Genomic DNA, 16,577 nt, shown 5'->3' with positions numbered 1-16,577 from the left:
AATTAAGTATTGTCATAAGGGTTGTACATGCTTTCCTGATTTACCTACAATTTTTGCAGGTCATCAAGCATCGTTTCCATTTTCATTCCACGAGATCCTTTTATGATCACAGCGTGCTCTGGAGATAAAACGTCTGATAAATAAGCAACCGCGTCCTCCTTGGTATTAAAATGTTGGTGAGCACCAGTAAAGGCATTGCTTATTTCATGTGAGTGGTCTCCAACAGTAACGATAAGGTCCCATTTATCCTGAATAGAGGATAAAAATTCACCTACACTCGCATGTAGTGCAAGACTATCGTCTCCCAGCTCATAGATATCTCCCAGAATCGCTACTTTGGGACGCTCTGGATATAGGTTGGCAAACGTATCAAGAGCTGTTTTCATGGAGTAAGGACTCGCGTTGTACGAATCGTTAACCAGTATCAGATTGGAGTGACAAGGAATAATTTCAAAACGCATGCTTGAAACTTGTAGTCCAAGCAGAGCCTCTTTAATCTCAGCGAGGGACATTCCCAGATCACGAGCGATGCCAATAGCAGGCAAGACATTCGCGACATTATAATGGCCTAACAGCGGCATACTCATTCGTTGGCTCTCACCAGAAGCTACATAAACAGTAAAATGAGAACCAGTTTCATCAGATACCAAATCGTCTGCCCAGATGTCAGCAGGCTTCGAAATGGAATAATAACGCAGGTGAGCATCTGTTAAATGGCTCACTTTAGCTAAATATGGATCGTCTGCATTTAAGTACACTTGGCCCTCTGCTTTGGTATGAGGTAGCAATTCAGCTTTTGCCAGCGCAATTTTATCTTGAGTACCGAAATATCCAATGTGAGCATCTCCGATATTCGTAATCACACTGTACATTGGTTGGACGATACCAGCCAAGAGATCAATCTCCCCAGGATGGCTCATTCCTACTTCCATTACAGCAACTTGGTGGGAGTCATCCAATTGCAAGAGGGAAAAGGGCAATCCAATATGGTTATTAAAGTTTTTGTATGTTTTACATACAGAGAAGGAATGGGACAAGATATGAGCGATCATATCCTTGGTGGTTGTTTTACCATTACTCCCGGTCACAGCAATAAACGGAATGGAAAATTGATTGCGATAGGCCTGCCCTAATTTTTGAAAGGCAGTTAATGTATCATTAACAAGGATAAGTCCGATTTGTTTTGGTAGATCAGCAGGAATTTTTTCTGGGTTGGATACCAGAACTGCGGTCGCTCCCTGTTCAACAGCTGTCATCATGTAATCATGACCGTCTCTTTCTTGAACAAGAGGAACAAAAAGACTATTCGCTGTAAGCTGTCGACTATCAAAGTGGGCTCCTGTTATCATTGCTTCAGGATCTCCTTGTAAAAGTATCCCTTGCGCCAGTTTACTTAGTTGCTTCAGGGAAGTAGGTTTCATATGATAATTCTCTCCTAATTAATCAAATTGACATGTTTGCTATTCAATACTCTATAGGTTATGATATCATGTAGATGTGCGTTGGGGATAAAGAAATTCTTCAGGCATGTTTATTATGGAAAAAGGGATGAAAAAGGTTGACCTAATGCCCTTTCCTAAATTATAATGAAGTCTGACAGTCTGTAGAAAAGAACAGTTGTCCCACGGTTTCAAGCGGAGGGAGGGAAATTAGATGGCAGAAGTACGCATTAGAAAAAACGAATCTTTGGAGAGCGCGCTTCGTCGTTTTAAGCGTGAAAATGCTAAAAGTGGAGTGTTGGCTGAAGTTCGTAAACGTCGCCACTTTGAAAAGCCTAGCATTGCTCGTAAGAAAAAATCCGAAGCGGCTCGTAAACGTAAGTTCTAATAAACGGGAGGGCTCATCATGAGTGTAATGGAGCAACTCAACCAGGATATGAAGCAAGCGATGAAGGACAAAGCGGTCCTTAAGCTCTCCGTTATCCGCATGGTCAAAGCCACCATCCAAAACGAAGAGATCAAGTTAGGCCGACAGCTATCCGATGACGATGTGCTGACTATCTTGACCCGTGAGTTAAAGCAACGCCGTGACTCCCTCCATGAGTTCGAGAAAGCGGGTCGTGAAGATTTAGCGACCAAAACACGCGACGAAATGGATATACTGATTTCATATATGCCTGCTCAACTTAGCGAAGAGGAGATTCGTCAAATCGTTCGTGAGGCTGTTGTTTCTGTAGGAGCAACTTCCAAGAAAGAGATGGGTAAAGTAATGGGTGCAATCATGCCTAAGGTAAAAGGTAAGGCGGATGGCAAAGTAATCCAACGTATCGTTTCGGAAGAATTACCTTCATAAAGTTAAAGAGAAATCCAGCCTGCTTGTCGGGTTGGATTTTTTAACTGTATAAGAAAGTATTAACTTCTTGGCACAACCAGGTCACATTATCAAAGTACTTGTTAGGAGTAGAGAGCTGGAATATTACCGTCATGGGGTCGTTTTGCCTATGATATTACGGAATAAAGGTAGATAACAGTAATGAAATACCCGAATAAGGAACATGTCCTCATTCGGGTATTTTTATTTGGTAAGGAGTTCATCAAGATGTGCTCGGACCGCATCGGGATTTCCAGCTAATCAACTATAGAAAAACTGCTCGAAGCATTCAAAAAGAACATTGAAAGCCATAGAGAAAGGGTATGACTAATAGGTGAATCATAAGAAAAATGAAACTACATACCAAAACGTTCGTATATAATGGTATGACGTAAGAGAACTATGAAAGGAAGGAGGAGAAACCCATGTACCTGCAACGTAAGTTAACTCGTGTGATCACTACCATACTTGCACTTGTACTAATGGTAAGTGGTTTGTCAATTTTTGGTCCTACTTCAAATAAGGTAAATGCAGCTGGAAAACTAGCCGTTTACATACCCATCGAACATGATATTGAACAGGGATTAGAAAGCTTTTTAACCAGAGCTTTTCAGGAAGCAGAGGATCAACGAGCTGATATTGTCATACTCGATATCAATACCCCTGGGGGAACCGTTGATGCTGCAATGAACATAGGGACGTTAATTAGAAGTGCTCCCATGCATGTAGTTGCCTATATTAATAGCAAAGCGTTTTCTGCGGGAACCTATATCGCTTTAAATGCAGATGAAATTATTATGGAACCAGGTAGTAGTATAGGCGCAGCTGCTCCCATTAATTCACAGGGGAATGCAGCACCGATTAAAATAACCTCTGCTTGGGCACAACAGATGGAGGAAGCAGCAAAGCTAAATGGCAGAGATCCAAAATATGCTCGTGCTATGGTAGTAATAGATGAAGATATCCCAGGTATTAAGAAAAGAGGAGAAATCCTTTCTCTCGGTTCGACTGAGGCCGAAAAGGTTGGTTATGCGGACAAGATTGTAACCAGTAAAACAGAGTTATTTCAGCATCTAGGAATTACCGAAGCAAGTATTCAACAAATTAATCCAACTCTTTCAGAAAAAATTGCTCGATTTGTAACGAATCCCGTAGTACTTAGTATCTTACTACTTGCAGGTTTGCTCGGGATTGTAATTGAACTCTTTGCTCCTGGTTTTGGAGTAGGGGGAATCATAGGACTATTAGCGTTTACTCTGTATTTCTTCGGACATTTTGTTGCAGGATTTGCAGATTGGCTCGATATTGGATTATTTATCGTGGGAATCATTTTTCTGGTAATGGAGATATTCTTGCCAGGTGGTATTGTAGGAGTCCTAGGCTTCATCAGTATGGGTTCTGGTCTTGTTCTCGCTGCTTATGATACGAAACAAGGTATCGCTTCCCTTGGAATTGCAGCAGTTATTACAATTGTTGTTGCTTTCTTCTTGGTGAAGTATTTCGGGATGCGAGGGACTTGGAGTAAGTTTGTTCTCCAAGATGAACAAAATAAAGAAACAGGATATATTGCACCAAAAGATCAGACTCATTTGGTAGGAGAAGTAGGGACCGCACTGACACCGCTTCGTCCTGCAGGAGTGATTGAGGTGAAGGGGCAACGGATTGATGCTGTGACTCTTGGAGGATTTGTGGCTCCTGGTGTCAAAATTGAAGTAGTGCAAGTAGAAGGTACACGTGTTGTTGTACAAGAAATAAAAACTGTAGTAGAGGAGTAGATTTACTGTGGATATGGATAGTAGCATGATTTCTTTAATTTTCATGGTGGCTGTAGTCATCGTGATCCTTTCCGTTTTCTTTTCGTTCGTACCGGTTATGCTCTGGATTTCTGCCTTAGCATCCGGGGTAAACGTGGGTATTATTACACTAGTAGCGATGCGTTTACGCCGAGTTACACCTGCTCGCATTGTTAATCCATTGATTAAAGCGAGGAAAGCTGGTATTGATTTAAATACGAACCAGTTGGAGAGTCACTTTTTATCTGGTGGTAACGTTGACCGAGTGGTAGATGCACTTGTCGCAGCTCAACGTGCTGATATTCCATTAGGATTCGAACGTGCAGCTGCCATTGATTTGGCAGGTCGCGATGTATTACAGGCTGTACAAATGAGCGTTAATCCAAAAGTAATTGAAACTCCAGTCATTGCAGCTGTTGCGATGGATGGTATCGAAGTGAAAGCGAAGGCAAAAGTAACCGTTCGTGCTAATATTGACCGCCTTGTCGGTGGTGCTGGTGAAGAAACGATTATTGCCCGTGTTGGAGAGGGTATCGTAACCACGATTGGTTCGTCCCAATTTCATAAAGATGTACTGGAAAATCCTGACCGTATCTCCCAGACCGTTCTGAATAAAGGTCTTGATTCTGGTACTGCTTTTGAAATCCTATCGATTGATATCGCAGATGTAGATGTAGGTAAAAACATTGGTGCGATTCTACAAACAGACCAGGCAGAAGCGGACAAACGCATTGCTCAAGCAAAAGCGGAAGAACGTCGTGCAATGGCTGTCGCAACCGAGCAAGAGATGAAAGCTCGCGTCGAAGAAATGAAAGCCAAGGTTGTAGAAGCAGAAGCAGAAGTACCAATGGCATTGGCAGAAGCATTGCGCACTGGTAAGCTAGGGGTAATGGATTACTACAACATGCAAAACATTATGGCTGACACGACAATGAGAGAAGCGTTTGGAAACACGAATGATAGAAAGAAAAATGACACAGATAAGAAATAGGTGTTGATGGATGATATCATTGAGGTAATTATTAGGTTGATCTATAGCGTTGTAACAGGTAAAAACCCTGATAAGACTGAATGGAAACGTAAAACAGCCTCAACCATCCCTGCCCCAACAGGTAGCAATCAATCGTTAAACCCGTACCAACGCCAGAGTAAGCCAGCTAGCCTACCAGACATGGCTACTAGTTACAGTTATGAGGAAGAGGATAGTTACAAGAACAAAACTCTGCTCAACGTAAATACGGAGCTGGAAACCCGTGTAGCTGAGGGCAGATCGATGATGGATGCATATTCTCAGACGGCTGTGGGAATGGAAGGTATGAGCAGTGAGGCGAGAGAACGAGCCCTGAAGGATCTTTTGAAAAAAACGCTCGATACACCTGTTGGACAACGGGACGAAAGAAAATATGGTTCTGTAAGCGGCGATGCTAGAGAAGGGATGAAATGGGCCCTGATCCTTGGCAAGCCTCGTAGTTTGTCTCCACACTCTACATCGGGTGTCGGAGGATACAGACCAGGAAAATACCAATAGTGTAGCTGAGTAACATAGCGGGCGACTCTCTAGATAAATAGAGAGTTGTCCGCTTTTCTGTTGATCTACATAATTAAGTTGCGGCCCAAATAAAATTCGATCATGTACTCATGGTATACTTGTATTGAAAATTTGAACATGTAAGCGAACAATAAAATAATAACGTTTCAATTAAAAGTGAGTAGATCCAGTACATCCAGTACATAACTGAGATATTCATGAGAGAACAAAAGGGGAGAACAACGATGGCATTATATGATAAAAAAGGTCCTTATATCATTAAAGAAGAAGCGGGCGTACGTTTTTACTGTATGTGTGGATTATCTGAGGAAGCTCCTTATTGTGATGGTTCCCATAATGGTAAAGGTACAGGCAAGACACCGTATATCGTGAGGTACGCACAAGAGAAAACAGTAAAGATTTGTGGGTGTGGTCAATCTAACACCCTTCCATATTGCGATGGAGCCCATAATCCAACTAAAGAGTAAGATCGAATCATTTCAAATTGAGAAGACCTTGTTTACTTTTTGGTTAGCCTATTAAAGAGAAACAGGGTCTTTTGTTATGAATTGGGCAAAGTAATGATGATAGAAGAAGAGTTACCACCCTTGAAGTAATTATATACAGAAAATTATGATGATAATCACGATGTTTGCAATATGATAAAGGCAAGTGGAATCTATGCACATGCCATCTATGAGTTGGCGAAGTAAATGGAAAAAGGGTGATCCAAACGTGAATCTGATTACGTGTAGCAACACCAATTTTTCACCTATAGAATTAGGTGAACTAGCAATCGAGGCAGAAGAAGGAGGATATGAATTCGTAAAAAGAAGTATGCAGGAATACCAAAACGGAAAGAACCGGTTCGATCAAGAAGGGGAGATTTTCCTGGTTGTGAAAAACGACCAACAAGAAATTGTTGGACAATGTGGTCTTAATCACGACCCCTATCTGAATCAAACAGGTGTATATCGCCTCCGTCACCTCTATGTAAGCCATAAACATCGTCAAGCTGGTATCGGTGACCTGCTGTTATTAGCATGTATCGCACATGGGAGAAAGGTGGGAGCGGTTTGTATCACTCTACGTACACGGAATCCCATAGCCGCCAGTTTTTACGAAAAACGAGGCTTTCTCTCCGGAAGTACTCGCCCTGAAGTGACCCATTTTTTCCCCATTCATTTTGAAAAGACCACGTAGTAACATACCACCAATCCGTCATTAATCTGCCTAAAACCGAGGAGATTGTGATAAACACGAAATCTAACCTGCGAGTCTAATTCTCACTAAAAAGCAGTCCGGACCTATTCATACTTATTCCGGACTGCCAACTCTCAATCGTACTATCAATCGATTCACATACATATGGGAGATATCGGGTCTGTCAAGAGTTTTGTGTAAAATCATTAAACCTATGTTCAGCGAAAATAAAGTCCTAAACTGTCGCTGTTTTATGGAACTATCGTTTGCCTTAGTTTAACGTACGTTTACTTCCTCTGCGTTCGATTTGCACATTTTTATTTTTATCAAGATCAATAAGAAAGCAAGCAGTGTAAACAAAATTCCACTCCAAATGAGTTGATGTATCCCAAAGTTAGAAATAGTCCAGCCACCGATAGAAGCCCCTACAGTAATTCCAAGATTGGAAAATGAGACAAACAAGCTGTTGCCGAATTCGGGAGCTTCTTTCGTCTCGGTCGTTAACCATGCTTGACTGATAATAAGCCCGCCGGAATGCACTGCCCCCCAAATAAATACGATAACAACCATCGGAATAAGATAAGATCCCAGATAATAAACGAATAAGTAAATTACCGCATATAGCAGAGGAAACATGATGACGGTCTTTGTCATGTTTTTATACAAAAGACCCCCAAATAAAAAATTACCAAAAATCATGATTATACCAAAGGCCATCAACATGATACTAATCCATGAACCGTTCATATGTGTTACTTGTCCAAGATATTCAGCAAAGTAGCTGTAAACAGAAAACATAGCTGCAAAGATAAAAATAACTGTCATGATATTTAACCACAATTGAGGTTTGCGTAATATACCAAGCTGCTTGCCATAAGACATTTTTTCCTTAACAGGCATGGAAGGAAGCCAAACTAAGATCCCTACAAAGGCAATTATACTTACAACAGCTCCAAACAGGAAAGCGACTTCTAACGAAATTTTGTCCGCGAGATAAGAAGTCAAAGGCACGCCAAAAGCAAACCCGACCGTTATACCGGCGAAAACCTTTGTGACCGCTTTGCTGCTCTTTTCCGGAGGAACAAGTTTGGCTGCGGTCACAAGGGCAACCGAAAAAAAGACGGGATGAAAAATAGCAGGGATAATACGGAAAATCAGCATCACATCGAACATAGTTGTATAGGCATAAACAATATTTGAAATCGCAAAAATAAGCACAGCGGTTAATAGAATGACTTTACGATTAATACCGGAAGCGAGTAATGTCAGGAATGGACCTGAAATGGCAACGACGAAAGAAAATATACTTACAAGCCATCCGGCCTGTGAAGTCGATATATTAAATTTTTGAGTGACCTGGGGGAGAACACCTATAATCCCCATTTCTGTTGTGATAATGCCGAATACGCCTAAAGCCAGAATAATGATAAGCAAAGAGTTAACCTTTTTCATTTTAAATGTAAGTCTCCATTCATATTTTATATACAGAAATATAGATATATAGATATATAATAAAAAAAAAAGACCTCCTTTCCGTTTATAGTTTCTTGTGAATGTACTCGGAAAATTCCTGTATTGTCTTTTCGTTCCGACGATAGTACGTCCACTTCCCAATTCGCTCAGATTCCAACAAACCAGCTTTTTGCATAGTCAACAAATAACTCGAAATAACAGACTGTGCAAGTCCCGCTTTAGCCTGAATATCTCCCACGCATACACCAATTCGAAAATTGAGGCCTTGTTGTAAATAAGGCTTTTCATCAAAGAATTCCTCTGGATTCTTTAACCAATGCATAATTTGACTACGAGTCTCGTTAGACAAAGCTTTATAAATCAATAAAGGTTCCATACAGATTATTATATCTACTTTTATAGATTTGTAAATATAAAATGTGCTGCGCTGTTGAATTCGTAACCAGCAAGCTTCATCGGAATCTCATTTTACGAAAAAACTTTGCACCCATTCATTTTAGTGAAGTTTTTCCCAGCTTTGGCATGAAAAAGGCCTTTCCCCGCATACATATGAAAGAACGATGTAGCAAGAGTGACCTTGACGAAAGGGGGCTTGCCTATGAGGAAGTGGAGCAGACGCTTGCGTCGAATTGCCATAGGCGTTCTCGATCTGCCACAGGACGTGGTGATCGAGGTCCCGCGTGTAACAATGATTGGACACCTGCAAATGTATATAGAAAACCATCGAGGAGTTTTGCAGTTTACGGAGCATGAGCTTCGCTTGTTATTAACAAACGGTCAATTGCTGGTAAAAGGAGATAAATTGGTCATTCGGGCGATTTTGAAGGAGGAAGTGCTTCTGGAAGGTCGTATTTCGGGTGTTACCTTTATCCAAAATGCGTAGGTAATCTGTTGGGAAGGGGATTCATATGCGAAATGTGGTTAAAGAATGGTCTGAGGGACATGTCACAGTAACCGTACGTGGTAAGCGATTTGAACGTCTCATTAACCTGGCAGTGCGCGAGGGATTGACTATATGGAACATTACAAGGAAAGAACCAGACCTTGGGCAATGTGAGATGATGATCGCCGATTTCCATCGGCTTCGTCCGCTGTTAAAAGAGACAGGCTGTCGTGTGCACGTGGAAAATCGGAATGGGCTACCATTTTTATTATTACGTATGCGAGCACGTGCTGGGTTTGTCATGGGTATATTTCTGTTTCTTATCGGATTGTACATGCTATCCACCTTTGTTTGGCAAATAGAAGTACAAGGAACACAAAACATTCCACCCCAAACCGTATTACGAGCAGCGGGAAAAGCTGGATTACAGGCAGGTTCGTGGAAATGGAGAATGGACAACCCTCAGGTGCTTCAACAACGTATTAAACTGGATATTCCAAAAGCATCGTATGTAGCTGTAGAAATAATCGGCACGAAAGCAATCATCCAGGTAGTGGAAAAAGTAGAGGGTGAAAAGCCCATTATTCAGGATTCCAAACATATTGTAGCGAAGAAGAAAGCAGTTATACACAGTATTTTTGCTGAAACAGGAAAAACTATGGTTAAGGTAGACCAGTATGTAGAACCAGGTCAAGTATTGATATCAGGTATTATCGGTAATGATCAACGGCAGGCTTTGGTTCCAGCCAATGGAAAGGTTGAAGGCGAGGTTTGGTATCGGTCAGAAGTAATCGTTCCTCTCATCCAAAATCGACTTGTCTACACGGGTGAAAAGCAGAAACGCCACTATCTGCTTGCTGGTTCCAATGTTCTTAGAATCTGGCCTTTTGAAACAATCACCTACAAACATGAGAAAAAAACGGAGAAACGCTATCAACCCTCCTTTTTTGACTTTTCACTCCCCATAGGATGGAAGATGGAGATTGACCGGGAGTTGGAACCACAAATTGTCAGAATGACAGAGCAGGAGGCTATTGAGGTCGCAAAGCGGTTTGCACGGAAGGACATCTTGAAACAGGCTGGAGAAGATGCGAAGATAAAGGAAGAAAAAGTTTTGCACGTAAAACAAGAGAATGGTAAAGTTTATATAAGTATCTATTATTCCGTCATTGAGAACATAGCAATGGACCAGCCGATCATTCCGCAGGTTCCCAAGCAAGAAGCTGGTCAGTCTAACCAAAATAACTGATGGCAAGGAGATGGACTAGGGTTGCAAGTACAAGAAGAGGTAGTAATCCAGTTTGCAGATGCACAAGAAGCATTACTTTTGTTTGGACCTCACGATTCCTATTTAAAGAAAATCGAAGAAAAGACTACAGCGCAGATAGGAACAAGAACAGGAGCAATTGTCATCACTGGGGAAAAGGCAGAAGTTGACAAGCTGGCAACGCTATTTAACACGTTACTGCAGCTAATTCGCCGCGGTATCACACTCTCTGAACGAGACGTGTCCTATGCGATGCAGCTTACTGAAAAGGGAGAGGAACAAGAACTTCTTCACTTATTTGAAGAGGAAGTAGCACGTTCCCACCGTGGTAAGCTAATACGTGCAAAAACTCTTGGTCAGCGCCACTATCTATCTGCAATTAAACGTCAAGACATTGTATTTGGAATTGGTCCTGCCGGTACAGGAAAAACGTATCTGGCAGTAGTAATGGCTGTACAAGCTCTAAAGAATGGCAGAGTGAAGAAAATTGTGCTTACTCGACCTGCTGTTGAAGCAGGGGAAAGCTTAGGATTTTTACCAGGTGACTTGCAAGAAAAGGTAGACCCTTATCTTCGTCCGCTTTATGATGCATTATACGACATGTTAGGAACGGAACAGGTTGCCAAGATGATGGAACGCGGACTCATTGAAGTGGCACCGCTTGCATACATGCGGGGAAGAACATTGGAAGACTCCTTTGTTATCCTTGATGAAGCGCAAAATACGACGCCGGAACAGATGAAAATGTTCTTGACCCGTCTGGGTTTTGGCTCCAAAATGGTTGTTACAGGTGACATTACCCAAATTGACTTACCAAAAGGTAAAAAACCAGGATTACGAGAAGCAGAGCGGATTCTGAAAAACATTTCAGATATCGGATTTATTTACTTCCAGGATAGTGATGTGGTTCGTCACAGTCTGGTTCAAAAAATTATTACAGCGTATTCCTTAGAGGAGCAGCCAAGCTAGCTCCTCTTGGAGTCTCTATAGACTGATTGATAAGAAGAGGGAAGAACATTGCTAACAATTGAGATTTTAAATGAACAAGATACTCAGATAACAGCTGAGCATGAAGCATTGATGCAAAAGTGTTTAGAAATGGCTGCTACTTTGGAAAATGTGACAGGTGAAGTGGTTGTCACACTCGTGGATAACGAGCGTATCCACGAATTGAATCGTGATTATCGTGGAGTTGATCGTCCAACAGATGTTTTATCATTTGCCCTGAACGAAGAAGGGGAAGATGAAATGGAGATTTTGATCGACGACAATGATTTTGATGACTATCCGAATATGCTAGGTGACATTATTATTTCGATCCCACGGACCATGGAGCAGGCAGAAGATTATGGTCATAGCTTTGAGCGTGAACTTGGCTTTTTAACGGTTCATGGCTTTTTACATCTGATCGGCTATGATCATGGCACACCTGAGGAAGAAAAAGAAATGTTCGGTCGTCAGGATGAGATTCTTGCCCAGGTAGGTTTGACGAGATAAGGGGAGAAAGACCGTGAAAGAGGTAAAACGGTTATGGCGAAGCTTTGGCTATGCTGCCGAGGGATGGCGTCATGCAATCAAGACACAGCGCAACTTACAGATCCATGTAGGTGTTGCTTTAGCTGTTGTAGTACTTGCTTATCTACTGCAAGTAACTCGGCTTGAGTTTAGTCTGCTTCTCCTAACCATTGCTCTAGTCTGGGGCTTAGAACTGATGAATACCGCGATTGAGGCTGTTGTCGATCTGGTCAGCCCTGACTTTCATCCGTTAGCCAAAATCGCAAAGGATGTGGCTGCAGGTGCAGTGTTTATCGCAGTGATTATAGCCGTCACCATTGGTATTATTATTTTTGGTCCCCCCTTGTACGATATTTTTGCACCGATGGTAGTAGGAACGGGTAAGTAAAACTGGGTTAAAGATGAGCTAGATGGACATTCCTGCAGAATGGCCCCATCTGGCTTGTTGGCATCTTCACTATTTGTTCCGGTTGGGGGATGTAGGTAGGTAAGGAAGAGCTGAGAGAATGAATCGTAAGACGACATTGAAAGGAAGAAGAGTATGAATCATAACGAGCTAATTGAAAAAGCAAAAGAGGCAAGAGAACGCGCATATGTACCCTATTCCAAATTCCCTGTTGGAGCTGCGCTATTAACAGAGGAGGGCTCGGTTGTTCTAGGTTGTAACATTGAGAATGCGGCTTATCCGCTTTGTAATTGTGCAGAACGAACAGCACTGTTTAAAGCATATTCCGATGGGAAAACCAAATACAAGGCGATCGCAGTAGTCGCAGATACGCCTAAAGCAGTACCGCCGTGCGGAGCTTGCAGACAAGTATTGGCAGAAATGTGTCCGTCCGACATGGAAGTAATCTTGTCTAACTTGTGTGGAGATGTTACGGTAACAACAGTAGGTGATCTGCTGCCAGGCGCTTTTACAAAGGAGGATCTTCTTGGTTAATCAGAATAACAAGCAAAATAATCAACCATTCCGTTCAGGGTTTGTCGCAATCATTGGCCGTCCAAATGTAGGGAAGTCTACGTTATTAAATCACGTAGTTGGTCAAAAGGTTGCCATTATGTCCAATAAGCCACAAACCACACGTAATCAAATCAGAGCGGTTCATACATCAGAGAAAGGCCAATTAATCTTTATCGATACCCCAGGAATTCACAAGCCTAAGTCAAAACTGGGCGATTACATGGTAACGACGGCAGAGAACACTCTGAATGAAGTTGATCTGGTCCTATTTGTGATTGATGCGACAGAAAAGCGTGGAGCAGGAGAAGAGTATATTTTAGAACGGCTGAAAAAGGTTAACACACCTGTATTTTTGGTTATTAATAAAATTGATCAAATCCATCCTGAAGCGTTGCTACCGCTTATTGATGAATATCGCAAGCAGCATGACTTTAAAGAGATCGTACCCATCTCGGCATTGGAAGGAAATAATACAGCAGCATTGGTAGACACCATCTACAAGATTATGCCAGAGGGACCGATGTATTATCCTGCCGATCAGGTAAGTGATCATCCAGAGAGATTCATTGTTGCTGAGCTGATCAGGGAGAAAGTTCTTCATTTAACACGTGAAGAAATCCCCCATTCCATAGCTGTCTCTGTAGAAGAAATGAAGCGTGGCGAGAATGGGAAAACACTCTACATTTACGCGGCAATCTATGTAGAACGCGATTCTCAAAAGGGAATCTTGATTGGAAAACGTGGCGAGATGCTTAAAGAGATTTCCAAGCGTGCCCGTTTTGATATGGAGCGACTGCTAGGCGAAAAAATCTTTCTTGAAGTATGGGTAAAAGTGAAGAAAGACTGGAGAAATCAGGAACGTATGCTTCGTAATTTCGGATTTTATGATGAAAATTAAGGGATACACTTATTGATTTTCTATGCGTGACAATTTTTCCAAGGGATAGAAATAGGGACAAAAGTGGATTCTATATAAAGAAAGTGGACGGCCGAATAAGAAAGGATGATGAACGTATGCTTCGCAACTTTTCTTGGTCTTATTTCGCTTCAACGGGTGATATTCATGCTTACCTTCTTTATAAGGAACATCATCAGCAAAATAATTTTATTGATGATGAAGGAACACTGTCTCATTCCCTTTCAGAACAGGGTGAGTCGCAGGCATGCTTGTAAAGTGGGAAGGGATCGTAATTCGCAGTGTTGACTATGGCGAAAGCAGTAAAGTAGTCACGCTCTACACCCGAGAATACGGTAAGGTCGGGACTATGGCTAGGGGAGCTAAGAAACCCAGAAGCCGCCTGGCCGCCGTTTCTCAATTATTCACTCATGGCTATTATCTCTGCAAAAAAGGAACAGGTACAGGAATGCCAGAGCTTACGCAAGGTGATATCATCCATTCCTTTAAGGATTTGAGACAAGACCTGATGCAGACCGCTTATACGGCTTACATGGCGGAATTGCTTGATCGTTTAACGGAAGAGCGTGAGCCCAATCCTTACTTGTTCCAGCTTTTATCCCTTGCCTTACAGTATGTGGATGAAGGTAAGGATGCAGAGATTATTTGCCGTATTTTTGAGAGTAAAATGTTAGTAGTAGCTGGAATTCGACCCAATTTGGAAGGTTGCAGCTCATGTGGACAGGAAAAAGAACCATATGCTTTCAGCATCACAGACGGAGGTTTATTGTGTCCGGAATGTGTTCATTACGATCCGTATGCCATTCAGGTGATGCCTGCTACTTGGAAACTGTTGCGATTATTTATTCTTTTCCCAATTGAACGGTTGGGCGAAATTGAAGTTAAACAGAGCACAAGAAATCAATTACGCTTTTTGATGCATAAATACATGGATCAACATTTAGATCTCCATGTGAAAAGCAGAAAGTTTCTCGAACAGATGGAACGTCTGCAATTATCAGATGGATTTGACAAGGAATAGTATTATGGATATGATGAGACAATACATATATAGTGCAACAAGTTGGGATATTTTAACTTCCCCGCCTCCAAATATGGAGGCTTTTTTCTGTCTTGATTGGATGAAAAAAGGGAAAATAAGCTTTTTCATAACTTTTTGCAGGAATCTCTCAACAAATAGAGTAATACTAGGGATAGTAATTATTGAACCGGTGGTGAATTATCATCGAACTGACTAAACGCCAAGAGTTGATCTTACAAATCGTAAAAGACCATGGCCCAATTACAGGTGAGAATATTGCTGAGAGGTTAAACCTTACCAGGGCTACGCTACGACCTGATTTATCCATCCTAACAATGTCAGGCTATCTTGATGCCAGACCGCGGGTTGGTTATTTTTATGCTGGCCGCCCTGCCTCATCAGTAATAATTGAGCGCCTGCACAAACTGCTGGTTAACGACTACAAAGCTTTGCCGATTGTTGTCCATGAATCAGCCAGTGTGTACGATGCAATTGTGCAACTGTTTTTAGAGGATGTAGGAACTTTGTATGTTGTTAACCAAAAAGGATATCTGGCAGGCGTAGTCTCCCGGAAGGATTTGTTACGTGCCTCTATGGGTAACAAGGCATTGGAGAGCATTCCTGTCAGCATTATCATGACACGTATGCCGAACATCGTTACTTGTCACTCGCAGGACACTCTGTTAGACGCGGCACAAAAATTGATTAATTTCCAGATTGATTCTTTGCCCGTTGTGAGAAATAGCGAAGAGGATGCGGGAGGCTATGAGCTACTCGGGAGAATTACCAAGACAACTATTGCAAAAGCATTTGTGGAACTAGGTAAAGAAACGAATGTGTAGGGGGAAACAAAATGGATTCTAATCCACAGCTGATTTATGTAGTCTCTGATTCGATTGGGGAAACAGCAGAATTCGTGGTACGTGCAGTAGCTAGCCAGTTTAGTGGGAAAGATATAGAAATCCACAAGTATCCTTATATTGAGGACAAGGAATCTATTGATGAAGTTGTGGTTTCTGCTAAGGAAGCAAAGGCACTCATTGTGTTTACCTTGGTCGTTCCTGAGTTAAAAAACTATATTACACTAGAGGCAACCAAAAAACAGGTGCCTATCGTAGATGTGTTAGGACCTTTACTCAACATCATGGAAGAGATTTTACTTACACAGCAATCTGGCAAACCTGGACTTGTTAGAAAATTGGATGAGGAATATTTCCGAAAAGTGGAAGCGATTGAATTTGCAGTGAAATACGATGATGGTAGAGACCCTCGTGGTTTACTTCGTGCAGATGTTGTACTAATTGGAGTTTCACGTACATCCAAGACGCCGCTTTCCATGTATCTTGCCAATAAACGGTTAAAAGTTGCTAATGTACCACTTGTTCCTGAAGTGGAACCTCCAGAAGAGCTTTTTTTACTTCCGGCTGAAAAGTGCATTGGGTTAACGATTAATTCGGAACAGTTAAATGGCATTCGTACAGAACGTTTAAAAGCGTTGGGATTAACTGCTCAAGCACAATATGCGACATTTGAACGCATAGAAGCTGAATTAAATTATTCCAAAGAAATCATGAAACGCGTGGGATGCCCTGTTATTGATGTATCTAACAAGGCTGTCGAAGAAACAGCAAATATTATTTTGGATATGATTCGTCGCAACCAACAAAAAGGTCGCTTGTAAGAAGCGACTACACTTGGTTGGTAAAA

At 41.8% G+C, this 16,577-nt stretch carries 21 protein-coding genes; 18 read left to right on the top strand and 3 right to left on the bottom strand.

Going from position 1 to position 16,577, the window contains the following annotated elements:
* Nucleotides 1-44: 44 nt before the first annotated feature.
* A complete protein-coding gene (locus LM917_RS00160; protein WP_232695373.1) occupies nt 45-1,421 on the bottom strand; it encodes a UDP-N-acetylmuramoyl-tripeptide--D-alanyl-D-alanine ligase in 1,377 nt (458 codons plus the stop codon).
* A 232-nt stretch (nt 1,422-1,653) separates the two neighbouring features.
* Here LM917_RS00160 and rpsU point away from each other — a divergent pair, with 232 nt between their 5' ends.
* The 7 genes from rpsU to LM917_RS00125 all read left to right on the top strand — a co-directional run bounded on the left by rpsU (nt 1,654) and on the right by LM917_RS00125 (nt 6,834).
* A complete protein-coding gene (gene rpsU / locus LM917_RS00155) occupies nt 1,654-1,827 on the top strand; it encodes a 30S ribosomal protein S21 (RefSeq protein WP_232695372.1) in 174 nt (57 codons plus the stop codon).
* A gap of 18 nt (nt 1,828-1,845) precedes the next feature.
* Nucleotides 1,846-2,292 carry a GatB/YqeY domain-containing protein gene (locus tag LM917_RS00150; RefSeq protein ID WP_232695371.1) on the top strand — a complete coding sequence of 149 codons (447 nt, stop codon included), beginning with the start codon at nt 1,846-1,848 and terminating at the stop codon, nt 2,290-2,292.
* 443 nt (nt 2,293-2,735) lie between these two features.
* Nucleotides 2,736-4,085, top strand: a complete 1,350-nt coding sequence (locus LM917_RS00145) for an NfeD family protein (protein WP_232695370.1) — start codon at nt 2,736-2,738, stop codon at nt 4,083-4,085.
* 13 nt (nt 4,086-4,098) lie between these two features.
* Nucleotides 4,099-5,094, top strand: a complete 996-nt coding sequence (gene floA, locus LM917_RS00140; RefSeq protein WP_232695944.1) for a flotillin-like protein FloA — start codon at nt 4,099-4,101, stop codon at nt 5,092-5,094.
* 6 nt (nt 5,095-5,100) lie between these two features.
* Nucleotides 5,101-5,631 carry a hypothetical protein gene (locus tag LM917_RS00135; protein ID WP_232695369.1) on the top strand — a complete coding sequence of 177 codons (531 nt, stop codon included), beginning with the start codon at nt 5,101-5,103 and terminating at the stop codon, nt 5,629-5,631.
* A 245-nt stretch (nt 5,632-5,876) separates the two neighbouring features.
* A complete protein-coding gene (locus LM917_RS00130; protein WP_232695368.1) occupies nt 5,877-6,119 on the top strand; it encodes a CDGSH iron-sulfur domain-containing protein in 243 nt (80 codons plus the stop codon).
* Between the two features lie 247 nt (nt 6,120-6,366).
* Nucleotides 6,367-6,834: a GNAT family N-acetyltransferase gene (locus LM917_RS00125; protein ID WP_232695367.1), complete on the top strand. Its 468-nt coding sequence runs from the start codon at nt 6,367-6,369 to the stop codon at nt 6,832-6,834.
* Nucleotides 6,835-7,110: 276 nt separating this feature from the next.
* On the opposite strand, the gene LM917_RS00120 is transcribed toward LM917_RS00125, so the two are convergent.
* Both LM917_RS00120 and LM917_RS00115 read right to left on the bottom strand, forming a co-directional pair.
* Entirely contained in the window at nt 7,111-8,286 is a 1,176-nt protein-coding gene (locus tag LM917_RS00120) for an MFS transporter (RefSeq protein WP_232695366.1), read from the bottom strand.
* A gap of 85 nt (nt 8,287-8,371) precedes the next feature.
* Nucleotides 8,372-8,683, bottom strand: coding sequence for an ArsR/SmtB family transcription factor (locus LM917_RS00115; RefSeq protein WP_232695365.1), 312 nt, complete (start codon nt 8,681-8,683; stop codon nt 8,372-8,374).
* Nucleotides 8,684-8,905: 222 nt separating this feature from the next.
* Here LM917_RS00115 and yqfC point away from each other — a divergent pair, with 222 nt between their 5' ends.
* From yqfC to LM917_RS00060, 11 genes are all read left to right on the top strand, one after another.
* Complete coding sequence (yqfC, locus tag LM917_RS00110) at nt 8,906-9,190, top strand: sporulation protein YqfC (RefSeq protein ID WP_232695364.1); 285 nt, start codon at nt 8,906-8,908, stop codon at nt 9,188-9,190.
* 25 nt (nt 9,191-9,215) lie between these two features.
* Entirely contained in the window at nt 9,216-10,439 is a 1,224-nt protein-coding gene (yqfD, locus tag LM917_RS00105; RefSeq protein WP_232695363.1) for a sporulation protein YqfD, read from the top strand.
* Nucleotides 10,440-10,460: 21 nt separating this feature from the next.
* On the top strand, nt 10,461-11,426 hold the full coding sequence (locus tag LM917_RS00100; protein ID WP_232695362.1) for a PhoH family protein: 966 nt from the start codon (nt 10,461-10,463) through the stop codon (nt 11,424-11,426).
* 48 nt (nt 11,427-11,474) lie between these two features.
* Nucleotides 11,475-11,954: an rRNA maturation RNase YbeY gene (gene ybeY / locus LM917_RS00095; protein ID WP_232695361.1), complete on the top strand. Its 480-nt coding sequence runs from the start codon at nt 11,475-11,477 to the stop codon at nt 11,952-11,954.
* Between the two features lie 13 nt (nt 11,955-11,967).
* A complete protein-coding gene (locus LM917_RS00090) occupies nt 11,968-12,360 on the top strand; it encodes a diacylglycerol kinase family protein (RefSeq protein ID WP_232695360.1) in 393 nt (130 codons plus the stop codon).
* Nucleotides 12,361-12,513: 153 nt separating this feature from the next.
* Entirely contained in the window at nt 12,514-12,912 is a 399-nt protein-coding gene (locus LM917_RS00085) for a cytidine deaminase (RefSeq protein ID WP_232695359.1), read from the top strand.
* On the top strand, nt 12,905-13,831 hold the full coding sequence (gene era / locus LM917_RS00080) for a GTPase Era (RefSeq protein ID WP_232695358.1): 927 nt from the start codon (nt 12,905-12,907) through the stop codon (nt 13,829-13,831). The genes LM917_RS00085 and era overlap by 8 nt, the downstream gene beginning before the upstream one ends.
* A gap of 116 nt (nt 13,832-13,947) precedes the next feature.
* A complete protein-coding gene (locus LM917_RS00075; protein WP_232695357.1) occupies nt 13,948-14,106 on the top strand; it encodes a YqzL family protein in 159 nt (52 codons plus the stop codon).
* Complete coding sequence (recO, locus tag LM917_RS00070; RefSeq protein WP_232695356.1) at nt 14,097-14,870, top strand: DNA repair protein RecO; 774 nt, start codon at nt 14,097-14,099, stop codon at nt 14,868-14,870. The genes LM917_RS00075 and recO overlap by 10 nt, the downstream gene beginning before the upstream one ends.
* A 197-nt stretch (nt 14,871-15,067) precedes the next feature.
* A complete protein-coding gene (gene ccpN / locus LM917_RS00065) occupies nt 15,068-15,712 on the top strand; it encodes a transcriptional regulator CcpN (protein WP_232695943.1) in 645 nt (214 codons plus the stop codon).
* 11 nt (nt 15,713-15,723) lie between these two features.
* A complete protein-coding gene (locus tag LM917_RS00060) occupies nt 15,724-16,551 on the top strand; it encodes a pyruvate, water dikinase regulatory protein (protein ID WP_232695355.1) in 828 nt (275 codons plus the stop codon).
* Nucleotides 16,552-16,577: the final 26 nt, after the last annotated feature.

This window comes from Brevibacillus daliensis, from assembly GCF_021245735.1.
Taxonomy (GTDB): Bacteria; Bacillota; Bacilli; order Brevibacillales; family Brevibacillaceae; genus Brevibacillus_B; species Brevibacillus_B daliensis.
This window is presented reverse-complemented; position numbering and strand designations above follow the sequence as displayed.

Excerpts from the sequence above, each read along its gene's own strand:
- recO (WP_232695356.1), top strand. The coding sequence starts at position 14,097 with ATGCTTGTAAAGTGGGAAGGGATCGTAATTCGCAGTGTTGACTATGGC.
- LM917_RS00085 (WP_232695359.1), top strand. The coding sequence starts at position 12,514 with ATGAATCATAACGAGCTAATTGAAAAAGCAAAAGAGGCAAGAGAACGC.
- LM917_RS00150 (WP_232695371.1), top strand. The coding sequence starts at position 1,846 with ATGAGTGTAATGGAGCAACTCAACCAGGATATGAAGCAAGCGATGAAG.
- LM917_RS00075 (WP_232695357.1), top strand. The coding sequence starts at position 13,948 with ATGCTTCGCAACTTTTCTTGGTCTTATTTCGCTTCAACGGGTGATATT.
- LM917_RS00160 (WP_232695373.1), bottom strand. The coding sequence starts at position 1,421 with ATGAAACCTACTTCCCTGAAGCAACTAAGTAAACTGGCGCAAGGGATA.
- floA (WP_232695944.1), top strand. The coding sequence starts at position 4,099 with ATGGATAGTAGCATGATTTCTTTAATTTTCATGGTGGCTGTAGTCATC.
- LM917_RS00120 (WP_232695366.1), bottom strand. The coding sequence starts at position 8,286 with ATGAAAAAGGTTAACTCTTTGCTTATCATTATTCTGGCTTTAGGCGTA.
- LM917_RS00135 (WP_232695369.1), top strand. The coding sequence starts at position 5,101 with ATGGATGATATCATTGAGGTAATTATTAGGTTGATCTATAGCGTTGTA.
- LM917_RS00115 (WP_232695365.1), bottom strand. The coding sequence starts at position 8,683 with ATGGAACCTTTATTGATTTATAAAGCTTTGTCTAACGAGACTCGTAGT.
- LM917_RS00145 (WP_232695370.1), top strand. The coding sequence starts at position 2,736 with ATGTACCTGCAACGTAAGTTAACTCGTGTGATCACTACCATACTTGCA.
- yqfC (WP_232695364.1), top strand. The coding sequence starts at position 8,906 with ATGAGGAAGTGGAGCAGACGCTTGCGTCGAATTGCCATAGGCGTTCTC.
- rpsU (WP_232695372.1), top strand. The coding sequence starts at position 1,654 with ATGGCAGAAGTACGCATTAGAAAAAACGAATCTTTGGAGAGCGCGCTT.
- yqfD (WP_232695363.1), top strand. The coding sequence starts at position 9,216 with ATGCGAAATGTGGTTAAAGAATGGTCTGAGGGACATGTCACAGTAACC.
- LM917_RS00060 (WP_232695355.1), top strand. The coding sequence starts at position 15,724 with ATGGATTCTAATCCACAGCTGATTTATGTAGTCTCTGATTCGATTGGG.
- LM917_RS00130 (WP_232695368.1), top strand. The coding sequence starts at position 5,877 with ATGGCATTATATGATAAAAAAGGTCCTTATATCATTAAAGAAGAAGCG.